General features: G+C 43.2%; 27 protein-coding genes. 6 read left to right on the plus strand and 21 right to left on the minus strand.

What is annotated here, in order from left to right:
- Positions 1-73: 73 nt before the first annotated feature.
- The 19 genes from AB4Z30_RS18695 to cidR form a co-directional block, all read right to left on the minus strand.
- Entirely contained in the window at positions 74-760 is a 687-nt protein-coding gene (locus AB4Z30_RS18695) for an ABC transporter permease (protein ID WP_441929021.1), read from the minus strand.
- Positions 757-1,653 carry an ABC transporter ATP-binding protein gene (locus AB4Z30_RS18700; protein WP_441929022.1) on the minus strand — a complete coding sequence of 299 codons (897 nt, stop codon included), beginning with the start codon at positions 1,651-1,653 and terminating at the stop codon, positions 757-759. Before AB4Z30_RS18700 ends, AB4Z30_RS18695 begins: the two co-directional genes overlap by 4 nt.
- 18 nt (positions 1,654-1,671) lie before the next feature.
- On the minus strand, positions 1,672-3,003 hold the full coding sequence (locus AB4Z30_RS18705; RefSeq protein ID WP_441929023.1) for a SagB/ThcOx family dehydrogenase: 1,332 nt from the start codon (positions 3,001-3,003) through the stop codon (positions 1,672-1,674).
- The gene (locus AB4Z30_RS18710) at positions 3,000-3,902 is read right to left on the minus strand and encodes a hypothetical protein (protein WP_441929024.1); all 903 of its coding nucleotides are present in this window, start codon (positions 3,900-3,902) and stop codon (positions 3,000-3,002) included. The genes AB4Z30_RS18705 and AB4Z30_RS18710 overlap by 4 nt, the downstream gene beginning before the upstream one ends.
- 70 nt (positions 3,903-3,972) lie before the next feature.
- Complete coding sequence (locus tag AB4Z30_RS18715) at positions 3,973-4,611, minus strand: hypothetical protein (protein ID WP_441929025.1); 639 nt, start codon at positions 4,609-4,611, stop codon at positions 3,973-3,975.
- Positions 4,612-4,735: 124 nt separating this feature from the next.
- Positions 4,736-6,280 (minus strand): YcaO-like family protein, encoded by a 1,545-nt coding sequence (locus AB4Z30_RS18720; RefSeq protein ID WP_441929026.1) that lies wholly within the window; start codon positions 6,278-6,280, stop codon positions 4,736-4,738.
- 395 nt (positions 6,281-6,675) lie between these two features.
- Positions 6,676-8,388: an insulinase family protein gene (locus tag AB4Z30_RS18725; protein ID WP_441929027.1), complete on the minus strand. Its 1,713-nt coding sequence runs from the start codon at positions 8,386-8,388 to the stop codon at positions 6,676-6,678.
- 3 nt (positions 8,389-8,391) lie between these two features.
- Complete coding sequence (locus tag AB4Z30_RS18730; RefSeq protein ID WP_441929028.1) at positions 8,392-9,243, minus strand: hypothetical protein; 852 nt, start codon at positions 9,241-9,243, stop codon at positions 8,392-8,394.
- Positions 9,244-9,262: 19 nt separating this feature from the next.
- Positions 9,263-9,949, minus strand: coding sequence for a DUF5944 family protein (locus tag AB4Z30_RS18735; RefSeq protein WP_441929029.1), 687 nt, complete (start codon positions 9,947-9,949; stop codon positions 9,263-9,265).
- Complete coding sequence (locus AB4Z30_RS18740; protein ID WP_441929030.1) at positions 9,924-10,670, minus strand: ABC transporter permease; 747 nt, start codon at positions 10,668-10,670, stop codon at positions 9,924-9,926. Before AB4Z30_RS18740 ends, AB4Z30_RS18735 begins: the two co-directional genes overlap by 26 nt.
- Entirely contained in the window at positions 10,667-11,341 is a 675-nt protein-coding gene (locus tag AB4Z30_RS18745; RefSeq protein WP_441929031.1) for an ATP-binding cassette domain-containing protein, read from the minus strand. Before AB4Z30_RS18745 ends, AB4Z30_RS18740 begins: the two co-directional genes overlap by 4 nt.
- A 59-nt stretch (positions 11,342-11,400) precedes the next feature.
- On the minus strand, positions 11,401-11,583 hold the full coding sequence (locus AB4Z30_RS18750) for a hypothetical protein (protein ID WP_441929032.1): 183 nt from the start codon (positions 11,581-11,583) through the stop codon (positions 11,401-11,403).
- 168 nt (positions 11,584-11,751) lie between these two features.
- On the minus strand, positions 11,752-12,348 hold the full coding sequence (locus AB4Z30_RS18755; protein WP_441929033.1) for a response regulator transcription factor: 597 nt from the start codon (positions 12,346-12,348) through the stop codon (positions 11,752-11,754).
- Positions 12,329-14,359 (minus strand): sensor histidine kinase, encoded by a 2,031-nt coding sequence (locus AB4Z30_RS18760; protein WP_441929034.1) that lies wholly within the window; start codon positions 14,357-14,359, stop codon positions 12,329-12,331. Before AB4Z30_RS18760 ends, AB4Z30_RS18755 begins: the two co-directional genes overlap by 20 nt.
- Positions 14,356-15,261, minus strand: a complete 906-nt coding sequence (locus AB4Z30_RS18765) for a hypothetical protein (RefSeq protein ID WP_441929035.1) — start codon at positions 15,259-15,261, stop codon at positions 14,356-14,358. Before AB4Z30_RS18765 ends, AB4Z30_RS18760 begins: the two co-directional genes overlap by 4 nt.
- A 446-nt stretch (positions 15,262-15,707) precedes the next feature.
- A complete protein-coding gene (locus AB4Z30_RS18770; RefSeq protein ID WP_441929036.1) occupies positions 15,708-16,379 on the minus strand; it encodes a GNAT family N-acetyltransferase in 672 nt (223 codons plus the stop codon).
- 64 nt (positions 16,380-16,443) lie between these two features.
- Complete coding sequence (locus tag AB4Z30_RS18775; RefSeq protein WP_441929037.1) at positions 16,444-17,139, minus strand: GNAT family N-acetyltransferase; 696 nt, start codon at positions 17,137-17,139, stop codon at positions 16,444-16,446.
- A 25-nt stretch (positions 17,140-17,164) separates the two neighbouring features.
- Positions 17,165-18,022, minus strand: coding sequence for a carbon-nitrogen hydrolase family protein (locus tag AB4Z30_RS18780; RefSeq protein WP_441929038.1), 858 nt, complete (start codon positions 18,020-18,022; stop codon positions 17,165-17,167).
- Positions 18,023-18,075: 53 nt separating this feature from the next.
- On the minus strand, positions 18,076-18,969 hold the full coding sequence (gene cidR / locus AB4Z30_RS18785) for a cidABC operon transcriptional activator CidR (RefSeq protein ID WP_441929074.1): 894 nt from the start codon (positions 18,967-18,969) through the stop codon (positions 18,076-18,078).
- A gap of 198 nt (positions 18,970-19,167) precedes the next feature.
- On the opposite strand from cidR, the gene AB4Z30_RS18790 reads away from it, so the two are divergent.
- The 5 genes from AB4Z30_RS18790 to AB4Z30_RS18810 all read left to right on the plus strand — a co-directional run bounded on the left by AB4Z30_RS18790 (position 19,168) and on the right by AB4Z30_RS18810 (position 22,584).
- Positions 19,168-19,539: a CidA/LrgA family protein gene (locus AB4Z30_RS18790; RefSeq protein ID WP_434748990.1), complete on the plus strand. Its 372-nt coding sequence runs from the start codon at positions 19,168-19,170 to the stop codon at positions 19,537-19,539.
- The gene (locus tag AB4Z30_RS18795) at positions 19,536-20,216 is read left to right on the plus strand and encodes a CidB/LrgB family autolysis modulator (protein ID WP_441929039.1); all 681 of its coding nucleotides are present in this window, start codon (positions 19,536-19,538) and stop codon (positions 20,214-20,216) included. Before AB4Z30_RS18790 ends, AB4Z30_RS18795 begins: the two co-directional genes overlap by 4 nt.
- A 104-nt stretch (positions 20,217-20,320) precedes the next feature.
- Complete coding sequence (locus AB4Z30_RS18800; RefSeq protein WP_441929040.1) at positions 20,321-20,839, plus strand: AbrB/MazE/SpoVT family DNA-binding domain-containing protein; 519 nt, start codon at positions 20,321-20,323, stop codon at positions 20,837-20,839.
- Positions 20,840-20,967: 128 nt separating this feature from the next.
- A complete protein-coding gene (locus AB4Z30_RS18805) occupies positions 20,968-21,663 on the plus strand; it encodes a Crp/Fnr family transcriptional regulator (protein ID WP_441929041.1) in 696 nt (231 codons plus the stop codon).
- An 84-nt stretch (positions 21,664-21,747) separates the two neighbouring features.
- Positions 21,748-22,584 (plus strand): DNA alkylation repair protein, encoded by an 837-nt coding sequence (locus AB4Z30_RS18810; RefSeq protein WP_441929042.1) that lies wholly within the window; start codon positions 21,748-21,750, stop codon positions 22,582-22,584.
- 179 nt (positions 22,585-22,763) lie between these two features.
- Here AB4Z30_RS18810 and AB4Z30_RS18815 read toward each other — a convergent pair whose 3' ends face one another.
- Complete coding sequence (locus AB4Z30_RS18815) at positions 22,764-23,141, minus strand: DoxX family protein (protein ID WP_441929043.1); 378 nt, start codon at positions 23,139-23,141, stop codon at positions 22,764-22,766.
- 361 nt (positions 23,142-23,502) lie between these two features.
- Between AB4Z30_RS18815 and AB4Z30_RS18820 the strand changes: the two genes are divergently transcribed.
- On the plus strand, positions 23,503-23,790 hold the full coding sequence (locus tag AB4Z30_RS18820) for a winged helix-turn-helix transcriptional regulator (protein ID WP_441929075.1): 288 nt from the start codon (positions 23,503-23,505) through the stop codon (positions 23,788-23,790).
- Positions 23,791-24,014: 224 nt separating this feature from the next.
- On the opposite strand, the gene AB4Z30_RS18825 is transcribed toward AB4Z30_RS18820, so the two are convergent.
- On the minus strand, positions 24,015-25,019 hold the full coding sequence (locus AB4Z30_RS18825) for a Gfo/Idh/MocA family protein (RefSeq protein ID WP_441929044.1): 1,005 nt from the start codon (positions 25,017-25,019) through the stop codon (positions 24,015-24,017).
- Between the last annotated feature and the right edge of the window lie 27 nt (positions 25,020-25,046).

The raw sequence follows: 25,046 nt of genomic DNA on the forward strand, positions 1-25,046 counted from the left end.
GCCTTTACCTCCTGCACACGGGCTTGATCTTACAAACCCATGTGCAGGAGGTAAAGGCTACAGATAACTCCATTCAAAAATCCAGACGCTTGAGTTTGCGCTCTAGGAATAACAAGCTGAGAATGCTTCCGAACATGAGAAGAAGTCGGATATCGGATACGTCTAAATTCAGGAAACTTATTTGACTTGCCCAAATAGCAGCAATTCCGAGTGCAGCAATTATTGTAGTTATGGCTGAGAAATGTCTTGAACCAAAAAACATGGCTAGCATCCCCGTAATCCCGATACAAAACGCATTCCACGTTATATTTATAACAAATGGCATCGTGAATTGTTTCTCTAGAGCTGTTCCTTCAGCGGAATAATCCATATATGACCTAAATACAATGAGCAAAAAATTCAGCAGTAAGGTTGAAACCGCAACGACGGATATACCTATGACTAAAATCAGCAGAATCTTAGTCATCATTAGACGGTTACGATCAATACCACATGACCAGATATTAGAGATTGTATTGGTTCTAAGCTCCTGAATCAGAATTTTGGCAGACCACGCTGCGTTAAACATGATGCAAGCCGGCCAAACAATCGCATTGTTGATCTGGTTGATCGCAGTATCCATGGTTGGGAACATTTTCACACCGCCTGTACTGATTCCAAGCAAGAACAGGAACAGAAACAGCAACATGTTGAACAACAGGAGTGTTCCAAATATTTTACTAACCTTGAATTTACTTAACTCGATGCTGATTAGATTCATTTCACATCCAGCCTTTCTCCTGCTGATTCACTCATGTAATAGCTTTCAAGTTTATCTTCAGCATACTTAATTTCGAGAAATTCAATCCTGTTCTCAATCATTACTTCAGCAACTTCCATCGCATTATAATGCAATGAGGAGATTCTGACTCCACCTTCAGTGACCGTCGAATTTTTGAAAATTTCCTGTAGTTTAGCCAAGCCTTGTCTTTCTGGAGGAAGAGTGATTTCGTAATTTGTTGTCGCAAGCTGATGGATCTCGTCCGTTCGGACTTCTCGCTTCAGCTTACCTTGTTGCATGAATCCGATTCTTTCAGCACATTGTTCGATTTCACTTAGAATATGACTTGAGATTAAGATAGCTGTATTCTGTTTCCCTTTGAATTTCAGCAGCTCTCGGATCTCTTTGATTCCTTCTGGATCGAGCCCATTAATCGGTTCGTCCAGAACCAAAAGCAGCGGATCACCAATAAGTGCTCTAGCGATACCCAACCGTTGCTTCATTCCGAGTGAAAATTGCTTGACCTTTTTATGCCTGGCTTCATAGATGCCCAGTATTTCAAGGTAATCTTTCAGGAGATTAAGATCAGCATTTTTGTATTTACAATGAATTACTAAATTCTCCTCGGCACTTAGATTTTCATAAAACACAGGCGTTTCTATCATGGAACCCACCCGCATTAGTAGACTACTATCCTCTGTAAGCTTCTCTCCAAAAAGCAGAATTTCGCCTTCCGAAGGATGTACAAGTGTACTGATCATCTTCATTAATGTTGTTTTTCCAGCACCATTGGCTCCCAACAATCCATAAATCTCACCTGCTTTGATCTGAAGATTGATATGATCTACCACAACCTCTTGGCCATAGCTTTTGGTTAGCCCTGTTGTTTCCAATACATAGCTCATCTGCTCTCAGCCTTTCGTTGTATGTCCTACGGTAATCAAATACATGGAATGTTCGGATATTCCATCCAACTCCAGTATTTTATTAATTTCATTATCCACAAATCCCATCAAACAACAGGAACCTAAACCATAAGCTGTACATAGCAAATGAATATTCTGGGCAACGTGTCCACAGTCCAGGAGAATAACCCTGTAACCCCGTTCATGATACTTCCATTGGTTCCTCCAAAAATTCGCTGCTAATAGCACAGTAAAGGCGGCAGTATCCAGCATGGCACGATAACCGCTGACTTCCTTGGAGATACTGTTCAACTCATTCTTGTTCACTAATATCAGTTCGTGATCGAAAGGATCATAGTAGTACATACCTGCTTCTAGTCCTTCAACATGATTCACAGCAATGTAAATATCGACAGGATACAACCCTCCACCAGAAGGAACAGCTCGCAATGCCAATCCAGTATTCTTCAACCTTCCAGTGATGCCATAGGAATAATGAAGAATGTTGCCCAGAGTCTGAATATCCACAGGTTTTTCCGTATAATTGCGCAACGATCTGCGTAAAGTAATCACCTCTTCGATGGTACGATTGCTTTGTTTAATCGGAGGCGGAAGCTGAATATGCTCCTTGCGAAAGAACGTTTTTCTTCCTTTTGTAGTGAAACTCTTTACCTCTTCATCAATTTCATCGAGTGGTTTCATAAAGTCACCTTGTTGAAAAAAAGAATGTAGTTTCGAATTCTCATGGTAGATTCGAGTTAGCCTCGTTTCCGTATACAATTCTTTCTCAACAACATTATGATCCAGCAAAAGTAAAATTTCTGGATTAGCAAGTGTATACCAGTCAGCAGCCTGAATAAGATCTACCTCTGCCCTTCCCATCTCTCGGTGTTCATATTCATCTACCAGCATCCGATAATTTTCGCATACATTCTCATCCATTCGAGAAATAATATCGGCATTACGTTGATAAGCCTGATCGTTTGCTTCATTACTACCCTGATCCAGGATATACACAGGCATCTCCTGTATGTTCCCATAATGAATTAAGTTCAGTCGTTCAGTCGAATCTATAATTTGTCTACTTGTCTTCGTCACGTCTGTATCCGTTTCAACGTCCTCTAGTACATTGTATATATAGTTAGCTATCCTCTCGACTTTCTCTGCTGGTGCGACAGGAAAATATCTCATCAGTATTTCTACATGGTCGCTGGCCAACTTATGCATCCCATTTTCATCATTGACAAGGATGGGGATTTTCCTGCCATGAGCCTGAATATATGTCATCAGATTTCCTTTATCCACGACATTGACATAATGCTTCTCACTCTTATTCATCGCTCATCATCCCACCTTTTCAAGTAAACTGCCTCATGATTGGGTCTGTCTGGTGGCAGATAATAAACCTTCTCAACCTGTAAGGTTCGTTCAACCGAATTAAAAATGATGGCTTTACCATAACTCGTTTTGATATTGATTTTAGTAAGAGAAGTTATAACCTCCAACACCAAATCATTTATACCTATATATACAAGAAGCATGTTCCGGCACAGTCCATATTGTCCTTGAGGCAATTGAATTTGTTCCTTGAGACAAGAATACCCGATATAACCCTTCTGKTTTAGAACAGGGCTAATCATGAAACTATCGCCATAAAACAAAACAAACGACCATAGAACGCCTCTTCGTTGACTGATCTGAAAATGAATCTTGTCTAAAACCGTTAATTGACTAGAGTCAATGGCTGCAATGAGGAAATCCTGCGGTGTTAATTCTGATATGTCATCCATTTCCACCTGACGGCAATTTAGCCCCAACCTCTGTAAAGTACTGACCATTGTCGCTGTATTTTCTCCGTCTTGATATACACAGAATGTATAATTTTTGAGCATACTCCAGTACTTTTCGATATTGTCCGTATACTGTGCCAATAACACCATAAGGCTCTGATCTGGTGATTCTATAATCTGCTCAGATAAGAACAGAAGCTTGCGCTCAGATAAAAATGTGAGGATTTCTGTTAATTTGTTTCGGGTTATTAGTTCTCCAAAATGTGCCTCAATCTGAGAAATCTCCGTATGTGTTTCTAAAAATAGTAGAACACTTTGAACTATTTCGAATAATTGGTTATTTCTCATAGAGAATGAACGTTTCTGAGTTATAATTTCAATGTTGTCTTCTTCATCATTTATCTTCAAAAGATAAGGCAATAAATAGGCATACTTAGCTGTCATCATTAACCGCTCCTCTCCCCAAATTTTCCCCCAAGACATATCGTTCTGTACATCTTGGGGAATTTGAGTTTCTTTATCTAATTTCGTCTCCTTCGAGTTCGATATCATTCACATCGACTGAGGTTGTCGTGCAGCCAAAGAAACAATTTTCTTCGTCCACTACCTGCTTCGTTGCTTGCTCAGATACTACTTCCAGCTCGATATCATTCACATCGACTGAGGTTGTCGTGCAGCCAAAGAAACAATTTTCTTCGTCCACTACCTGTTTCGTCGCTTGCTCGGATACTACTTCCAGCTCGATATCATTCACATCGACCGAGGTTGTTGTGCAGCCAAAGAAACAATTTTCTTCGTCCACCACCTGCTTCGTCGCTTGCTCAGATACTACTTCCAGCTCGATATCATTCACATCGACCGAGGTTGTCGTGCAGCCAAAGAAACAATTTTCTTCGTCCACCACCTGCTTCGTCGCTTGCTCGGATACTACTTCCAGCTCAATATCATTGACATCGACCGAGGTTGTTGTGCAGCCAAAGAAACAATTTTCTTCGTCCACCACCTGCTTCGTCGCTTGCTCGGATACTACTTCCAGCTCAATATCATTGACATCGACTGAGGTTGTCGTGCAGCCAAAGAAACAATTTTCTTCGTCCACCACTTGTTTACGGTTAGTTTCAGACAGTACTTCCAGGTTCATTTCGAATGATTTCATTGATTATTCCTCCAATTATTTATAATTTTTTTATATTATTAAGCATGACTGAGCCCTGTTTTGCACCCTCCCCTGTGCCTAATGTAAGCTTCAGAATCATACCAATAACCAAGATTAATTTTTGTTACGGGAAAGGATGGGGGTATGGATTAACGGTTGAAGTCCAGTTGTAATCCTCTCTGATCCGGTCGAGCCGTTTGCTATCCAGAAATCGGAAAGCATGAGCACCGTGTAGAGGCTGCATCCCAGGAATAATAACTCTTACCGCATGAACACCCAAGCTCTGGAATTCCTTGCTTGTCATATTGACTACACAGGGGTTAAACCCCGCTTTCAATAGAGTAGCTACTGCAACCCTGAGCTTCTCAGGATTGTCCATATTGTGATATATCTCTGGCTCATCCTGGAATGAACCCGGCTTTTCTCTGAAACTGCTGTAATTTCCACTCAGAAAATAACCTACTTTGGCTCTCATTTCAGGATATATAGAGTAAAAAGCTGCATGTTTTTGAAACGTATCAATCCTGTTATAGTTACCAATGAAATCATCACCTCTGTACTTAACACTCAGCATATTGATATAAGATATTCCCTGCGCTGCTTCTAGAAATGCCTTGGAAACAGCCTCTTCATATGTGAATCGTGTTGCTGCTCCAATCATAAAATGTCCACTTTCCCGGTCATGAATAGTCACAACCACTGTCTTAAATAAGTTGTTAAGAGAAATATCAAATGCTCTGCAACACAGATGCTCATCTTTCAATGAGTTATAGTTTGAAAGATAATCTTCTATTTGAAGCAACTTATTCGGAGGCAGTTTAAGCAACCAACTTGCTGCAAAAGCATCTCTTTCGACCACCTCAAAAATACCACTGAGCACTGCCTGTTCATAACTTCCATGTAATGCCAGGCCAGTCGAAATTGCCGGAGATATCCTTGCTTCATTTTCTGTCACTCTGTAAGGTAAATTCACCAATGCCGCAGGCAGAAATACTCGTTCTTGTGTTGCCAGATTCTCACCTTCAACCCACCGAACTTGAGTTGATTCATTGAAGCGTTGATACGGGAAATTTGAATCTGCGTACTGCGTTTCCGAAAACAATACATATTGGGAAGGGTGCGGACCTCTCCCAGGAAGGGACTCATAGTCGGACAAATACATTATAGGCGTATAGCTACCTGCGGCAAGCCGTTCAATACTTTCACCGACTGCAGCATATTGAGCCGAATTACTTGTGAATCCCGCACCGCTATTGGACTGAGCGAACAACAATGGATTATAGATTGAATAGTCTGATGTGGTACTTACGGCCACATGGATATCGATGCCTTTAATCTGAAAAGATTCTGTCTGTATACCGTTGATAAGCCCCACCTTGTCATCACACTCACTCATCAAGTCAAAGTTGTCTTTGACATACAGTCCGCTGTGTTTCAACCCTGTTAATACATGCTGACGAACAATCCCTCCTTCTATTGTAAACACACTGTTAGGAGAAGTATCGTAAATGATTTTACCGATAGATTGTTCAACCTTCTCTTGCTGTTCCTGAAGGGTTTTCCTATTTAAATAAAAGGTTTCTGTTGACTTTGCTTCTTTTGCTATTCGAATCTTATCTGCAAGTAGAGGATTATTGGAAGCAATTCGCTTCACATAATGCTTATACATGTTGCCGTCTGTCAATAACGGTCCTATGTATATCATCTCTGCACATATGAGTATCGGAAGCACTCTTGCACCAGAATCATTCTCCATGATTTCCGAAATTTTATGTATCTCGTATGGAGAGACTAGCATAACCCGAATACTTCGTGCATGTATAATTTCCTGAAGGTGTGAGTCCTTTATGACTATTTCAGTGTCTTCATGTAAAAGGTCTTGTTCCTCCGTTAGTTGTAATGCAGTCTGAAGCCTCTCCCAATGATCCTTCTCTTCAGAGCTAAGAGGTTCATGCCCTTCCCTGATCTTGCACATCGTTCCGAACAGTTGTGGATTTTTTTTTATCCTTATCACTCTATTTCCTATATCAAACAGTAAGTTTTCACCTGTGACGAGTACGGAATTTAACATCTCAAGCACTCCATTCCCAAAATAATCGAGGGACTATCCAGTATATTTTGAATAAGTACTTGCACCATTTCTGGCTGGACATTCCCTATTTCCTCTGCGTAATCATTAGCTGGAATGACTCCCGAATATCCCATAACCTGATTGGAGAGATCCATCATGCGATGTGCTGAAGAGCGATTGGCTTGCTCCCTACTAAGCAGCACCTTGGACACTGCTTTTTCAAGCATTGGCTTATCGATTTTAGCTTCGAGTTCCAATAGCATGTTCCGAAAGAGTTGGCTCATCTCCATTTTGACTTTTTGATCAGGACAATGAACATACAATATCACATGTCCTTGATCGTACATTTCTCTCGAAAAAAACTGATGGCTATACAATGTCAACCCTTGTGACGCACAATACTCGAACAAAGCACCATCCAGTCCCGCTATCATTGACCATAATAGATGAGAGACATATTTGCCCGACGAGAAGTATCCAGGGCCTGGCCAAAGTTCCACATACTCATGATTCATCAGGTTCGGCAAATCCCTACTCCCAGTATTTTTCCAGTCATTAATCTTGTAAAGTGGAGTCACTGCTTTTTCTTCATAGGCCTGCTCTAGCAACTGCGTGTCCGGTGCAAACGTTGCTGCTACAGCTAAGCCGGATAGAATCTGCTGTTTCAAAATTTCTACAGCATCCCATGACGATTGAATCTCTTGCCCCGTAGGCAATGCGCCCCCTCCGTCATGTAGAATGTACTCGCAAACCTGATGTAAGCTGTGCTTTCGTTGCTCCCTCTGTACACTCTCTATGAAAAAGGATGCTGCCTCGGAGGGATCTAGACGGAGCAGCCTCAGCAATTCTTGTTCAATTTGATTCATACTTCCCCTAAAATAGAGGGTAATTAACCCAATTTCACAATGAACAGCAAATTCAGTTCGGCAATAAGTTCTTAGATATCCCGCTAGACTCCTTGAGATATGACGAATATGTTTGCGGATTGCAGCACCAGAACGAATCGTTACAGCCGCCTCATGCCATGCATGTTCCGCACCATCTACTACTACCCAAGAATGTACACCCCATGTTCGAACATTCAGGACACTTGGTTCCGTTTGTAATAAGGTTTTCCTATATATCCTGCTCCGGTTCGGGACGGTTAATTTAGAAGTAAGCTTCTCCAAAGTTGCTCGATCCGTTGGTTGTTGATACTGTATTTCAATCTCAGCACGAGTATTCAAAAAGCGGATTAGTTGCACGCGTATATCCCTTACACTGATTCGAGCCAACGTGTTTCGATTACCAAGTACAGGGTGTACAGGTTGCAATGCGTAGGAAATATTCTCGCTTGTCCCCGCCTGATTGAGATTTAATGAGTGAGTTTGGTCTATTTTATACTGTAGTTCATTCAATACGACCTGCTTCTCATGCTCAAGATCTTCGTCTGTTAGCTGGATACATGCTGCAGCATTCGATAATAGAGAAACGAGTTCAGGATAAAGCGCCATAAACGAGCTATTATCCCCCTCTACAACAAGACGCAAATGTTGGCTGGACGTTGCAGCCTTGATTGTACAGTTCATTGAGCGGCACAGATCAAGCAAGCTATAGTCAGGCATATTACTCTTGACCAACAGATGTTCCAAAAGGTGTGTCAACCCTTCCTTACCCATAGGATCCTGTTCGCTGCCAAAAGGATAGACCGCTTCAAACCGGATCATATCTTACTCACCTCCTCTCAATTGCTCTCTTCTGATGAATTCAAGATAAGCTGCAATGGTAGAATATTGCGCATGCACTTGCCGACGAGAATCCGTATACCCGTACCTCCATTCTCCTTCCATATAGAAGTTATCCATAAAACTCTTCAATTTTAAAACCTCTCTATCCCCATAACCATAAACATTCAGAGCCCAATAAAGTTCCGCTACCAAATCACCTAACTTGTGTGTAAGAGCGTACTCGCAACCCTCTAAAAGCCTGTCAATATTGTCATTCATAATGGGCCGCTTGAAATAATCGGAATGAACTAGGAAGTAATGGGTATCTACATAGATTGATTCCTCCCGACTCTTGTACACCGTTACCGGAGATAAACCAGAACCCGCTTCGATGCCAAGCTTGGTACAGAATATATGCATCATGTAATCGAATATCATGGAATATCCACGTACCTTAGAAAGGTTGTTTTTCAGCAACATGACCCATTCATCCGATCTGTCGAACCGTTTGCCAGTGGAAATCAGTCGATAATATGCAGTACCCAAGTAACGAAAGAGTACCTGACTCTGTATATAGGTTGGTAAAGCACCAAGTTCACATACTGTGATTTCTTGTGCGAGTTCCTTGGTGTTTCCCAGACAAGCATGTCTGAAAACGATCTTTTCATAATCCATAGGCGTTAATATTTGTTTCAGTTCTGATGCATAGCGACACAGAAGAATATGAAGGAAATACAGCTCATCGAACATATAATCCGGATCATCAAACTCACCGCATGTTCGAATATATCGCTTCAAAGCTTCTCCCACTTGATTTTTCTCTAGTATCCCACCTGATTTCAGTGCTCTGTTCATCCATAACCTCTCCCTACTTTCATATTTGAACAACATATTGGGTAAGGAGACGGCCTGTATCGTCGGTAGCGATAACCATCCACATGCCAGAACACATATCACTAATCAACATGCTGCTCTCGTACGTCCTATCTGCTTCTGTCCTGCTGGCAGGCAGAACAACGTGCTGGCCAACATTCTGCCAGGTATGAAGAATTGTTGATGTGTGGCAATCTTCTCCCATTGTGGAACGGAATATAAGCTGTTCATCTTTCCGATAAATTTCTCCGTCGATGTCCAGTGGAGATAAATCTTGAATCCTTATCGGATAGGGTATAATACTTGAATGATTGAAAACATAGGTTGCCGAACTGATAATCAGCCCTTCACGGTCGAGCACAACAAGATTGAAGTAATCTTTATCTGTTCTAAGCTCGTACAGAAATTCAAAATCAATAATTGGTGTCTGATGAATATATTCCAGCCCATATCGTTGTTCAGGGAAATATATCATTGTTCGTGTTAACAGTTGTTCTGGCAAAGATTCTTTGGTGACCTTGAGTGATCCCTTTACTTTCAGAATGGATTCCCCAGCTTCACAGAGAAAAAACTGGGCTTCAAGTTTCGCACCATAAGGGCTGAGTGATTTTTCCTCAAACATGTTCTGCAAACCATCGACACTACGCTCCGAAAAATCCTTACTAGTTAGCTTGTGCAATACCTTCATATTTACGTTTACCTTTCCTTTTATTTCGAAGGAGCAGCCCCGATAAAATCAAAAGGATTACTGTGAAAATCGCAAGGATTCCTATATCTCTGATTGCCCCAACAGAGTCTCCCAATAACGCACCGGTCCATAACTCATTCACATAATATAGTGGTGAGAAGCCGGATACGAGTTGAAGCAGCTCCGGGCTTTTCTCCATCGGGTAGAAAATGCCTGAAGTTCCAATCAGTACAAAATAGATAGCCTGAGACAAACCCAATGCCGCATTCTGCTTTTTCATTACAATACCGCAGCATGTCGCAAGTAGCATGAATAGAAGTGTTGCTGCTACAAACGCTACTACCATTAGGCCGATGTTCAGTTCTAACGGCACCTTCAGCAACCATGCTCCGATCACTAAAATCGCGACGGTCTGTACCACCAAAATAACGACTCGACTCAGATAAAACCCTGTTAACAGCTTCACCGGATTACCACGTTCTTTCACCAAGGCCAGAATTCCTTGCTCCTGAAATTGCGCTATTCGGTAAGGTAGCGAGAAGATGATGCTCTGCATAATGAATAGGCTGACCAGACCTGGCAGTAAGAAGCTAGAAAACTCTTGTGATTGAATAAACACACTAAAGGCCAGAATCAGAACCAGAGGAAACAACCAATCCCAGAACATAAGCTGTGGCATTCGCAAATCCGCCTTCAGAAAATTAAACGTTAACGTTCTCATGGTTGCATGCACACCCTCTCAATGTACTCCATAATTTTATCTTCATTTAGATCAGCTAGTTCTTGTGGGAGTTCTGCTGGATCTACCTCGTACAACTGCCTTTCGGTCAGTACACAGATTCGATCAGCATACTTTAAGCTTTCGCTAATATGATGACTAATCGCGATCACAATCCGCCCCTCTGAAGCATTCCGTTGCAAAACCTCTTGGTAGTACTGTTGCCTTGCACCTGCATCAAGAGCGGCATCGGCCTCATCATAGAGCTGAATTCCTGCGTCACTCATACCCGTTAGAGCCAAGTACAGCCTTTGCTTTTCCCCACCYGAAAGTTTCCGGGCAATTTTGGATTCGATACTCTCCAGATGATATTCGTCCTTTAGTTCTTCATAACGCGCCTTTGTCTTCAACAACTGTAAAAAGCACTCGATATTTTCCCTTACCGTCATGTCCTCAAAATATACTGGTTGCTGCCTATGAAATATTAGATTCTCTGTCATATGGATTTCCCCGGAAGACGCCTGCAGTTCTCCAGCTAGCAGCTTGAACAAGGTACTCTTCCCCGCACCATTACGAGCTAATAGGAAGTAAAGTGTTCCGGGTTTAAAGACAAAGCATGCTTCCTCTAAGACTGGATCCGCATACGAAAATGTCATGTTTCGAACTGTCAGCATGTTACAACTCCTTTTACTTATTGATGATTTACATTGGGCTGCTGGAAAATGTCATAAATTCAATCAGGCCAAGCACCCTTTAATGCTACAATATCGTTCATTACCCTTGTGTTCCGTTCCTTTCCAGAGAACAGATTATTCAGATGTGTTACCACATTCTTAGGAGCCTTATCCTGTATGTCTGCTAAACATAACGTCCCGCTTTTTATTTCTCTCACTACACTCCAAAGGTTTTCTGTCATTTCAACTGCCTCCTTTGCTTTGTTAACCTTAGTATAGGAAATTATTTCCGATACAAAACGAGTATTTTGTGCAATTTTTCAATAAAAAAAAGCAGTTTGTACCGAGTGCCCAGTACAAATTGCTTTTCATAACTACTTCTATAAGCTTTGAGTTTTAAGACAGGTTAATCATTTTGGAGATTTCAAGACCACGATTCCCATCTCTATTCCTTTAATAATAGCTGAGACCGTAGAATTCACATTAAATTTCTCATTGATTGTTTGTATATGGTTGTTGACTGTCCTACGGCTTATAAATAATTTATTAGCCACCTCTTGCTGTGTAATGCCTTCCGCCATTAGTTGCAGAACCTCCTTTTCACGACTGGTCAGAGGAACTGTATCCTGATTGGATTTCGGAAAAATAATTCCTCCTTTGGCTACAAGCTCAATTTGCATAGCCAAGTCATGAACGGAGATACTTTTGTTAATGAAGCCTTTAGCCCCGATTTTGATCGCCCGGTTATGATATTCTACCAGATCGTATCCGGACAAGAAGACTATTTTCAAATCAGGATAATGTGTCAGCACCTCAGTCGCCACATCCAGACCACTATATTCTCCCATATGGATATCTAGAAGAAGAATATCAGGCTTTCTCTTTTTCAGAATCTGAACAATATCCTCAGGTGAAGTGTGAACCTCGAATTTGCTTACTATGCCCTTCATTGATATTTCTAAACTCTTGGCAAAGAGCTTGTGATCATCAAATAGTATGATATACATGATTCATATTCGCCCCTTCCATTGGAAGTTTGAACTGGACATGGGTTCCATTCGTAGCATTCCTCATGATGGACAATTCTCCATGCAAAGAGTCAATTTCTTGCTTCACTGTTAACAGTCCGATGTGGGGCACAGCGGTCTTCCGGACCAAGTCAGATTCCACATCGATACCTACTCCGTCGTCAATAACGTCAACGACTAGAATATGGTCCTCCGATAGTTCTACAGACACCACAATTTCTTTTGCCTGAGCATGCTTAACTGCATTCTGTACCAATTCTTTAATCGTTCGGAATACGGTGAATTGCAACGAATCGTCTACCTCAAGTTCCATCTCGGATTCCACACGTATTTTCAAGTTTGGTTGCATCACCGCTTCTTCCATAAGCCGATTGCAGAGTATAGTCAGGCTCTGATAGAGCCCCAAATCTTTCAGTGTTGTTGGATAGATATCGAACATTTTGTTGCGAATTGAACGAATAATTCCTTCTAATGTCTCATTAATAAAATCGTGAAGTTCCTTTTGCCGAGGAGTCTCTAAAACTTCAATCATGTTTTGCACAGCCGATATGGACTGAAGAATATCATCGTGAAGGTACAGCGCCACTTCCTTCCGAATATCTTCTGTCTTTTGAGAAATACGGATATTCTGATAATCTTCATATGTCAAATTTGGGAGTTGTACATATCGTCGCTGGTTCTCGTATAGGATCTCCGTTGTTTTCAAAATCTCGCAGATCATATCAGCAAGCAGCATTAAGGTCTCGACTTCTTGAGTTGTGAACTTGTCACTGTTTACTTTATGGCCGGTAATCATCCAACCATTGACCTTTTTTTGATAAACTAAAGGAAAGACATAATAAATTTCGCCCTCAATCGAAATTGTATCAACGACATTTTTAAGTTTGTGCACATTAATTTTTTTTAGCGAGCATTCTTCAAATATGCCATTTTGCTCCAAAATATAACTACTTTCTTGTTCTTTCCATATCGTCAGCATCCCATTAAGTGGAATGGTTCTATCGATAAACTGTCTTATCATGCCATTAAGTGCTGTAATATAACGATCATAGGTTACATTTTGAAGAATTTCTAATCGTTCCTTCTCAAGTTCTTCCTTTGCTCTGCTCATCACCTGTACTTGACGTAAGGATAGTAATTTCTGTAAACTCACATGGACGTATAATAGGATATATACCATAAGAAGAAGTAACAGAGATTGTACAAAGGATAGACCCATCACATACATCACAAATCCAATGAACAGAACTGCTCCGCCTATAAAAAGTGCAAGCAAATTCAGAGTTAATCGATAATCAAAACGAGTCTGTATCCCGTTTCGTTTCAGCAGAAGATATCCTACTCCTAAGGGCAAGAATACGGAGGCATAAATGGTATAGAATTTGGCTTGCGAGGGCATTAGACCTCCAAATATGGTGTATGCCGCTATACACGGTATAAACGACACTGCAATCGACATATTCATAATCCTTCGGTCCACACTTAATATCTTTCTCTGCCTATGCTTGTAATGGATGGACAACCAGACACAACAATACATCGAAAACAGTACATGCAAAAAAAGTACATAGCTTAAAAACGGAATAAAGCTTAACAAGGAAACCAACGTAACCAGCCCCGATATTAGGAGCATCATATTACATTTATGGTAGAGTGATTTTCGTGGCAAGTTTGTAAAATGGGCGAAAAAAATAAACAACATATTAGGAACAAAGCTCATCAGAATCCGCCCAATACCGTAATAGAGATAGGAAGGGCCATTTAGCAAAAGCAGAATCCAAGCGGTTGTATACATCAGAAAAATAAACCATTTGGTTGAATCGACGGCTAACGTTCCCAGATAAATGAAAGTGCCTGTTAGGATCAGCACACCAATGAGAATAAGGTCATAAACAAACAAGTTTGTTTGAAACCGGGCAAAATGGAGGATTGTCACCAGCATCAGCAGGGCATTGATCGGAATGAAGCCGATTCGTTTCGGAAACATCATGCAGCCACCATATTTAAATAGGCTAGTAGCTTTCCTGTCATTTCGGTTTGTTCAGGGAACTGCTCTTGCAGCATATGCAGGCAACGTTCCTTACATAACTCACGAAGTATTAGACAGTATTCCAAAGCCCCTTGGGCCTCAATGAACTCTCGAACAGTAGAAACTGATCCCTTGCCCGAAGCGTACTCCATAAAACCAGCCCTGATCTCAAGTTTACGAGCTTCGTCGCTTACGTCAAACGTTTTAAGTAGTGGTAGTGTTGGCTTTAGTTTGATAAGGTCGCTCTTCTCATCATTGTATATCGCACTTAAATCATTTGATAATTGCATACCCATACATGCCCAATTCCAAAATTCATCCCAAAATTCCTGATGATTCGAATCTGCGTATGCCGTAACAAATTTGAACATGGCAGAACTCTTGGGCAGAATCTTTTTTATGTACTGCTGCTCACTAATTTCGTCAAACATGTTTCGATTTACATCTAGCCACTCTGCCTGCAATGCACTATGAAGGTGCATATAACCTATATCCCTGCATTCAAATGCCTGTAACTGTCGCAATGAGGTAATTAGTAACTCCGTGAATAAAAATAATGTGTTTTGTCGGCCAATACATCTTTCCAATTGGGAATTATCCTCATCCAACACATCATCAAGGATCCGGGAGGACAAGCAGATCAATTCCATATCGGCTGCAATTGAAATTGGTAATTCCTCCTTGGAACGACGCCCCAAAACATATATGTATAAAAACAACATTCCCCAGCTGAACCGATTCATCTGATCCCTAAAGTTAATCGCTTGTAACAGATGTGTTTCCCCTTCAGGCCTGTATTTCGCAAAAAGCTCTCTGAGCCAAATCTCTTGATAAATCTCTTCAACCCGATCATGAACGTTCATTCATCCTCCTTCTTTCCCATGAATGTAAACTTCTCTAAACAACGTTAATTAATCGTTATAGATTTATTTTATTATACCGTCTTCCAGATATATTTCAAACTAAATCTGCTACTGATCTATAATTTTAGGGAATATCTAACACAAAGTACTTATGTTCTATAAAATATTCTATAAAAATCCTCTTATGCAACGATTAGGAACCAGATTACAAACAAGCTGAATTTACTTTTTTTACTGTAAAGCTATTGAAGTACCAACAATTTAACTTCAGGGCGATGTCTTCCCTCCCTAATATCAGGTGAATAGCCACAGCGACTGCTGTGGCTATTCACCTGATATTTCATTTGCTGGGGAGCTGACAGCAAGTCTAAACTTAGTTTTTTTGCTGTACATCCTTGCGGGTTTAACACATGAATAATGTCTTACTTACCTTTATTCGTTTTCACTTACAACGGGAGCAATGCCACAGATTCACGGGCATTCAATTGCTCTACCATGGCAAGCCACTCTTGCGGTTTATTTGGCAGTACAGCATAGTACCGATTCAGGAAATCGGCAACCAGACTGGATGGCAGCTCCGAAAGGGACTCATCGCCTGGCATAAAGCACAGATCCAGGCCTCCTACCGCTTCACCGTCTCCTTGCCAGGATGGATGCACATACGGGAAATCCAGGCGCTGATACCCCAGATGTGATAACACTTCGCGGCGCACGTATGGGTCCATCGGTTTGATGCCGCCAAACGCATGATCCTGGCTTAGATATGGATTGTAGATTTCGGCAAACATGCCAAACAATGTTTTGCCATTGGCAGCAGCGAGTTGCTGCAGATCACGCTTACGGTGATTCGCCAGGAATGCCCCGATTCCCAAACCTTCGCGCCCAATAATGGTGAAATCAGTCATGGCTACATTCCAGTCCTCATAATAACGGTACTCCGTTGCACCAACCACTTGACCCTCATGTACAGCGACAAACACCCGAATGCCAGGGTCCTCCAGCGGTTCAGCCCATAACGGGAAGTCCAGCACTTCCTCCGGCGGAAAAATTTCCTGCATCAGTTTGTGCATTTGAGCGAACAACGGATTTTGAATGGATGTAATACGTGTAAATTCCATAGTTAAAAGCCTCCTAATTAAAATATGTATTCAGTGCAATTGTTTGTTTCAATGGACACCAGCCCTATTTAAAAGGATTACGCCACTCCATCAGAGCCGCATAATGACAAGATTCCTCATCATCCAGATAATCGGCAGCCACACCAACAGGCATACGCCCACATCGTAGCAAAAAAGAAATAACCGGGTCATGCCTCTCTCCGGTTGCAACCTGATCCAAATACTGCTGTGCGGACAACTGCTCCGCAACCCGATGATATCCAGGCATCCGCCCTGCCCCGAGCAAACGATCCATCCCCTGTGCGATCACAAGATGGTACATGGCCTGCATCATGAGCTGAGCCAGCCCCCATTTGCGATATTTCGGACGGACACAGAGGTCAACGATGTATAACGTGTTCCCATCCGGCTGGTGATTGCGGATATATCCATCATCCGTAACCTCTGCCCATGTGTGGCTGGATGGGTACGCAGAATCCCACTGCATTCGCAGTGCAGTCATCGAACCAGCCAGTTCCCCGTCTACCTCGATACAGATAGCTCCCTCGGGATAATGCTGCACATGACTACTGAGCTGCTCCTGGTTCCATAGTAGTTCCTCCGGATATGGTGGCGGGAAACTTTCCGCCTGAATGCGAATCAGCTCTTCAAAATCGGAAGCTACATAATTGCGGATCACCGCTTTAGCTCTACCATTTTTGTTTCCACCATCTTTGGTACTACCATCAGGCGCAACTATCAGCATTTCTTTGACATACATCCTGCTTAATCCCTCCTGCGTAATTTTACTCCCAATCCGTATACAGATCGGTGCGGCGGTCACGCCAGGTTGTTACGGAGCCACGTTCACGCACCTCATACAGCAAGTCCAGATCAAGATCGGCTGTGACGATCATATCGTTGTTAATCTCACCTTCAGCCAGAATACCGCGCGGCGGAAATGGCACATCATTCGGTGTAATAATCGCAGCTTGTCCATAATTGGCACGCATGAAATCAACCGTAGGCAGATGACCTACCGTCCCCGTTAATACAACGTATACCTGATTCTCCACTGCGCGCGCATGACTCGTATACCTTACCCGATAAAATCCGTGGCGGTCGTCCGTACAGGAAGGACAGAAAATCACATCTGCGCCCTTGGCTTTTGCCATACGTACAATTTCGGGGAATTCAATATCGTAACAAGTCAGCATCGCAACGCGGCCTTTGTCCGTATCAAACACTTCAAGTCCGTCCCCCGCCGCCATATTCCACTCCGTCACTTCGGTAGGCGTAATATGAATCTTGGCCTGGCGTGCAATCCGTCCATCCGGGTAAAACATATGCGCCGTATTGTACAGCTTGCCTTCCTTTCGAATAACGTGCGTACCTCCGATTAGATGCATATTGTATTTGGCAGCAAGGGAGATAAACAACTGCTCATATTGCTCTGTAAAATCAGGCAAATCTTCAATTGTTAATGCATTTCCTTGTGCGTCCCCAATGGACATTAATTGTGTAGTGAAAAATTCAGGGAACAGCACGAATTCCGTTCCGAATTCATCTGCTGTCCGTATGTAATGTTCCGCCTGAGCGGCAAACTCCTCAAATGAGCGGATCGTTTGCAATTGGTATTGTACAGCGGATACCCGCAGTTTCATAAGTTCCACACCCCCACTAGTATTTGTGTTTACATTGTATCAATGATCCAGCTTCATTTCATCTGTTCTCCCAGCATCGACTGGGTAAATGTAATCCACTCCCGCGTAGCAAAAGAAAGATATCGATCCTTCCGCCAGATCATGCCAAGCTGCCATGGAATGATTGGCTCCACGACCGGAATGATCCGCACGCGCATATCATCGACTTCGCGGCAGATCGTCTCCGGCAGCAGGGCAACGCCCAGATTTGCCGCAACCATCGCACTTAACAGATCCCACTGTGAACTTTCATACACGACTCGGGGCTGGAATCCAGCCTGCTGACAAGCCACAATAATGCGGTCATGGAGCGCAAAATCCTCCCGGAACAACACAAATGCATCCTGTTCCAGTTCATGGAGCGCGACCGACTCCTTGCCGGCAAGCGGATGCGAGGGATGTACAAGCAGATTCAGCTTTTCCTGAACAAATACAAAATGATCCAGCAGATCATCCACTGTTGGTAGCACCGCCACACCAATATCTAGTGCACCGCTGATGACATCAGCCTCCACTTTTTTCGCACCATCCTCGAACAATTGAATGCTCACTTGGGGATACGCTTTGTGGAACTCACCGATAATCATCGGAAAGAAGCTTGATCCCACCATCGGCGGCAATCCAATACGCAGATGTCCCTTCTTCAGATTCATCAGATCGTCCAGCTCGGACGAAAGACTGCGGAATGATTTTTCAATCTCCAGCGCCTGCCGAAAAAAGACATGCCCCGCATCCGTTAACTTCACCTGTTTACCATAACGATCCAGTAAGGTCACGCCCAGCTCATCCTCCAGATTCTTGACGGTTTTGCTAATTGTGGGCTGGGTGATATACAGCACCTCGGCAGCTTTTGTGAAGCTCTGCTGGCGGGCGACCTCCAGAAAATATTGCAGATGGCGAATATCCATCGTTTCGTTCCACTCCTGTCCTTCTGCCATAACTAACCCATCATAGATAAATGGAATAGAAAACATTCTTAATATGCATTTTACTCATGAAAGAATGCGATGTAAAATTTGTGATACGAAGCAACGTTTCCATTCATTTTTCACAAACATTCAAATGAAATGCATCAAAGCATGTTCATCTATAAAGGAGGGATTCCTGTGAAAAAATGGGGCATCGGGATTGCACAAGTTGCACTGTTAATGGTTTTTTCACTGCTCATGGACCTATTGGCCCGTGCTCTCCACCTACCTGTACCAGGCTCCATTCTCGGGATGGTTATCTTGTTCATCCTGCTTCAGACCGGTGTGGTGAAACTGCGCTGGATCGAAATCGGTGCGGCATGGCTGCTCGGTGAACTGCTGTTATTTTTCATCCCGTCGGCGGTTGGCATTATGAATTACATGCCCATGTTGGAGCATGACGGATTACAAATTTTATTTATCGTACTACTGAGCACATTTCTGGTGATGGCTTGTACTGGTCTGGTTGCTACACGTATTGCCAAACGAAAGGAGCGTCATACGGGATGATTGGATTTTTATGTCTGCTATTAACGGTCGGAATCTATATGGTTGCTAAGCGAATGTATCGCAGTCTGCCCAAAGTCTATCTGTCACCATTGCTCATTACCCCTCTGTTGGTTGTAGGCATACTTCTAGTGACTGGAACAGATTATGCCGCATATAGTAGCGGAGGCAAATGGCTTAGCCTTCTGCTGCAACCTGCTACGGTCGCATTTGCGGTACCGCTCTACACCTTCTTCCATGTACTCAAAAAACATATTTCCGAGATTGTAGTCAGTGTCATGACCGGCTCAGTTGTTGCCGTACTCTCCTCGGCTATGCTTGCAAAATGGCTGCACCTCGACTCCGGCTTGATTCATAGTCTGATTCCGCGCTCGATCACAACGCCCATTGCGATGAATGTATCAGCTTCTATCGGGGGAATCCCGGCAGTGACGGCCGTATTCGTGATTATGACGGGGCTGCTTGGGGCTATCATGGGGCCTTCCATCGTCAAAATGCTTCGTATTGATGGCGAAATTGCACGTGGTACTCTGCTTGGAACCGGTGCCCATGGCACGGGAACTTCGAAAGCTTTTGAACTAAGTTCGCTAACGGGGACCATCTCCAGTATCTCCATGGTTTTGGCCGCACTCTTCACTTTAGCCGTCGCTCCCGCGCTTTCTAAACTTATTTTCCCATAATAGTTGGAATAATCCCTTTTTTTTGAAATATTATTGTTGTATTAAAGCCCTTTCTTCCTTACAATAAGGACAGGTTTTAATGTTAATAATGCGGGGGAGATGCGATGAAAAGAACCGGAATGAAGAGATCTCTGGACCGTCTCGGACGAATTGTCCTTCCCAAAGAAATGCGGGATACAATGGAAATCCATATCGGCGATCCGCTTGAATTTTTCATTGAAGGGAAAGAGTTGATTTTAAGGAAGTACAAATCAACATTGTGTATTTTTTGCGGTGACGTGGATACGGAAATGTATTTCAAAGAGCAATTCATCTGCCGGACTTGTGCAATTCAATTAAAACACCCAGATGACACTCCCGACTGGTTCGTACCTGAAAACAAACAGGTTTCTGCACCCAAAGAACGTCCTGCTGTTAAACCCGCTGCTGCCTCAGCTTCCTCCTGGGAAGAAGGAGATACTGCTGCGAGCCAGGACTACCCCGACCTGCGGCCAAAAACGGCGCGCATGCTGCAACAGATGAAGGAAATTATTGAACAACATCCAGGCCTCGCTCAACAGCAAATTGCGGAGAAACTTGGCATTAGCCAGGGACGCGTCTCTCAACTAAAAAAGTTATTATAGCTAGAATGTTATATCATCATATATAAAACAGCGTACTCCTAAGCAAAGGATAACACGCTGCCAAAGAACCCTGGCTTCATCGGGTTCTTCTTTTTTTATCACTTTATAAGGTGAGCGAAAGGAGCCTCATGAATAAAATCCTGTATTTGTCTCAGTTCGACCTCATGTCCTCCTTATCCGAGGCCGATCTCATTGAAATGGACAGCATGACGTCCATTTCATCGTTCCCGAAACAAAGCACCATTCAAACACCTTCTACTTTTACAGAAGGTTTCTATTTCATCAAGCGAGGTAAAGTTCGTTTATACACATTAAGCCCTGAAGGGAAGCAATTTACGGTAGATATGTTGAGTGAAGGTCATATTTTTGGAGAGCTGAATCATATTTCTCTTGGCACACGCGATTTATATATTGAAACGATGGAGACATGTGATATCTGCCTAATGGATCGAAACCGATTTGAGCAATTTTTAATCGAACATCCAGCCTTTATGATGAGAATGATGAACGTTCTGAGTGAACGAATCAAACAAATGAGTGAGCTGACACAGACTCTAGCACTCGGAAGTTTACATGACAAAATCATGCATAATTTATGTCGGTTAGCCGAGCAGATGGGTTGGGAGGAAAAAGAGGGGTTTTGTCTTATTCAGTGTATAATCACACATCAGGAGATCGCCTGGATGGCTGGTGCCTCAAGAGAATCAGTCACAGTAGCTATGAAAGAACTCTCGCAAACGTGTCGAATTCGTACCTCATTCAAATCGGTTGCCCTTCACCCGCATGAAATGATGAAATTTCGTAAAATGGCTTCTCCACTGTGAAACTTGTAATTCACCTTACATCTCTGCATTCCTGTCTATTGTATGGTATACATAATAAGTTTAGACGAACAAGGAGGCCATACCATGCATCCCAACTCTAACGTTACTATCCCTGAAAATATTCTGCTTCGCAAAGGTGCGCGTAAAGCTGCCGAAATTCCAGAGCAAGTCTGCAGCTTATTGCAGAGCGGAACGATTGAATCTGTAAATTTGACGGAATGGCTGGCCGTGAATCATCTTCTTCTTTTTGAACAGATCACTCGTGAACTCGATATCCCCGTCTCCATTCAAGATGTTACCACAAGACTAGCACCGAAGGATGAACAGCGCATTATGAAAGTTATACCGGCAATTGGCAGGCAATGGCTGGAGTATATGGAGCGACAACCTGCTCAAGAGAAAATACATCTCTTCAACTTCCTTGCAAAGCACCGTTCAGACAGTGTCCGCTGCTGGGCAGCTTATATTATAGGGCTGAACCCTGATCTTCATCTGACAGAAAAGCTGGAGCAGATCCGTATGTTTGCAGCAGATCCTCACTTTGGTGTAAGGGAGATTTCCTGGATGGCTGTGAGGGATTCCATTCGTGAAGATATAACAACAGCCCTCCAATGTTTAATCCCGTGGAGTACCGACCCCGACCCAATGATTAGGCGCTTTGCCATTGAATCTATCCGTCCTCGCGGGGTATGGGCAAAACATATCCAGCCTTTAAAAGAAAACCCGGAAATGGCTCTCCCCCTGTTATCTGCTGTGAAATCCGATGCACATCCCTATGTACAGGACTCCGTTAGCAACTGGTTAAACGATGCCAGTAAAACAAACCCCGATTGGGTTCGTCAGGTATGTGCCGTTTGGATTGAACAATCCGGGACCAAAGATACCCAGCGAATCATCAAACGCGGTCAACGAAGTATCTAATGCGTAGAGGATATGGTTGCAGTTATCAAATAACTACACACCACCTCCATGTTATAACGGGAGTAACATAGCTCATGACGAGAAGCACAAGTTATGTAACTCCCTTCTTGACAAGAACAAGCACGGTTCCTAAGGGTTTAAGACCTTTGTGCTTTCTTTCTGTTTTCTTTCTGCTTTCTTCACGCTTCCACCATTTCCATGCTGTTTTCTTCCTCTTCCAGTCTGTGCAGACTGACCATTAACACCACGATGTTAGCCACAAGTAATACTGCTGGTAGCGGTACAGCCGCATACTGTACATAGATTAGATGGCTGCCCACAGCTCCAATCAGAATGAATGTGAGTATTCCGGAAGCCAAAATACGGGTGCGCGGGATGAGCAAACCAACCGCACTAAGCAGTTCCAACACACCGATCAAGTACATTGTCCACGTTGGATAGGAGAAACTCTCGAATGTCTCAATCATCATATCTGCTCCAGTGACTTTCGTGTATCCTGTCATGACGAATACACCTGCCAGCACTACCAAAAAAACATATCCCAACACTTTCTTCATATCTTGCATCTCCTTATTATTAAATTGTTATTTTAGAAGCTTCAACTCATCCGCGGAATGGTATGTACATCTATAATACGTATTATTACTCATAAACTTACTTTTATGAAGTTAGTATATAATAATAAGATAATTTCATCAAGTAATTTTTCATGAAATGATGTATAATACATACAAAAGGTATGTTACAGTATATTTTGTAGTGACCGTCCTTCACATGAAGGTACTTGAATTTCTTAGAGCGGCAGATCGTTTTGTCCTTTTATATAGCGTTGTACTCCACATTTGCCATGAATCGAGGTGAAACACGTTGAAGCTGAGAAAAGTAAAATCCCCAAGCCCCTGTCTGATTACACAGGCCATGGATATCATCGGGAAAAAGTGGGTGCTGCTGATCATGTATCAGCTGTTGTCTGGGCCAAAACGGTTTACAGAACTGGAGGCCGAGATGGCCATTAGCGGGCGGCTGTTATCGGAGCGTCTGAAAGAGATGGAAATTGAAGGCATCGTAACCCGGCATATGTATCCCGAGATACCTCCCCGTGTAGAATATGAGCTTACCCCTAAAGGTAGAGCGATTGAACCGGTCATTAATCAAATTTACAGCTGGTCTTCGGATTGGTTAAAAGAACAGCAGCAATTGAAGTAGTTCAGGTACTGCTACAGCAAGAGAAGCAGTGCTATCCCCAGTTAACGCTTGTTACGGCCTGAGTCACTGCAAGCTGTAAAATCGCTGCAAGGGCATAATAAAAACGCCTGCACCAGAACCATAAACGATATGGTTCCGGTCGCAGGCGTTTTTTGAACTGCATTTTCTGTTGAAGCTTGGGGATTAATTGTAAGATTAGCTTCTGAGTTCTGTGTGGCAGACTTCTAACGCGCAAGGCCCGATGAGGACCGGAGCTTGACAGGCAGATCCGAGTCCACAGATGCCAGTGCAGCGACGGTGATCTCCTGTGTACGGCATGCATCTGCGTAATCGGACAAAATGCGGGAGCGATCACCCGTGCGAAGCGCATGAATGAACGCTTCATTTTCACGTTCATAGGGATTCTGTCCAGCTGAAACCTCAAGTCCAGCCATCGGATGCGAAGCCGCACTCGGTAACAGAAGACGGTCGGGTGTCCAGTCCCATACACCGGCATCGGTATAGAATTGCAGCCCGGCTCCACCCTCACCGTCAGGCAGCAAACACGTATTAGCAATGCTTGCAATCGCACCGCTTTCGAGCTTCAGCGTCACGTTGGCTACGTCATCAACCGTCACATGCTCATGCTTCTCATGCATGCTGCGCTGAGCCGCTACGGCATAGACCTCTGTCACTTCGCCTGCACAGAAACGGAGTAAATCCACGATATGGGTCGTCTGCTCGACAAACTGGCCTCCCGAGCCGTCTTGACGGCGCCACCAGCTAACTCCAGGCATGCCGCCCATCCAGCGCCCCAGAGCCATACCCACTTTCTGTTCCTGCATCGCTTGTTTCATGACCTGCGCAGCACCTTGATAACGGAAATGATACCCCACAGAAGTTAACAAAGACGACTGTTGCACTTGCTCCAGTATGCGGAGTGGTACGTCCATTCCTGTGCTGAGTGGTTTCTCCACCAGGAACGGAATGCCCCGTTTGATCAACTCTGCCTCAATGAATCCGTGGGACATGGGAGGCACACAGATGTATACAGCATCCAGCTTTTTACCGTCCAGCATATGTTCAAGATTATCGTAACCTGTAGCATCGTATACGGATGCCATCGCTTCTGCCTTTTCAAGCGTTGTTCCACATACACTCGCGACACAAACACCTTCCATACGTGTGAGAATATCTGCGTGTACTTTACTGAACCAGCCTGTTCCTACGATTCCGATCTGCAATGTCATGGATGTAATCCCCTCTCTGTTACGCGC

This window comes from Paenibacillus sp. 2TAF8 (genome assembly GCF_052114825.1).
Lineage (GTDB): Bacteria > Bacillota > Bacilli > Paenibacillales > Paenibacillaceae > Paenibacillus.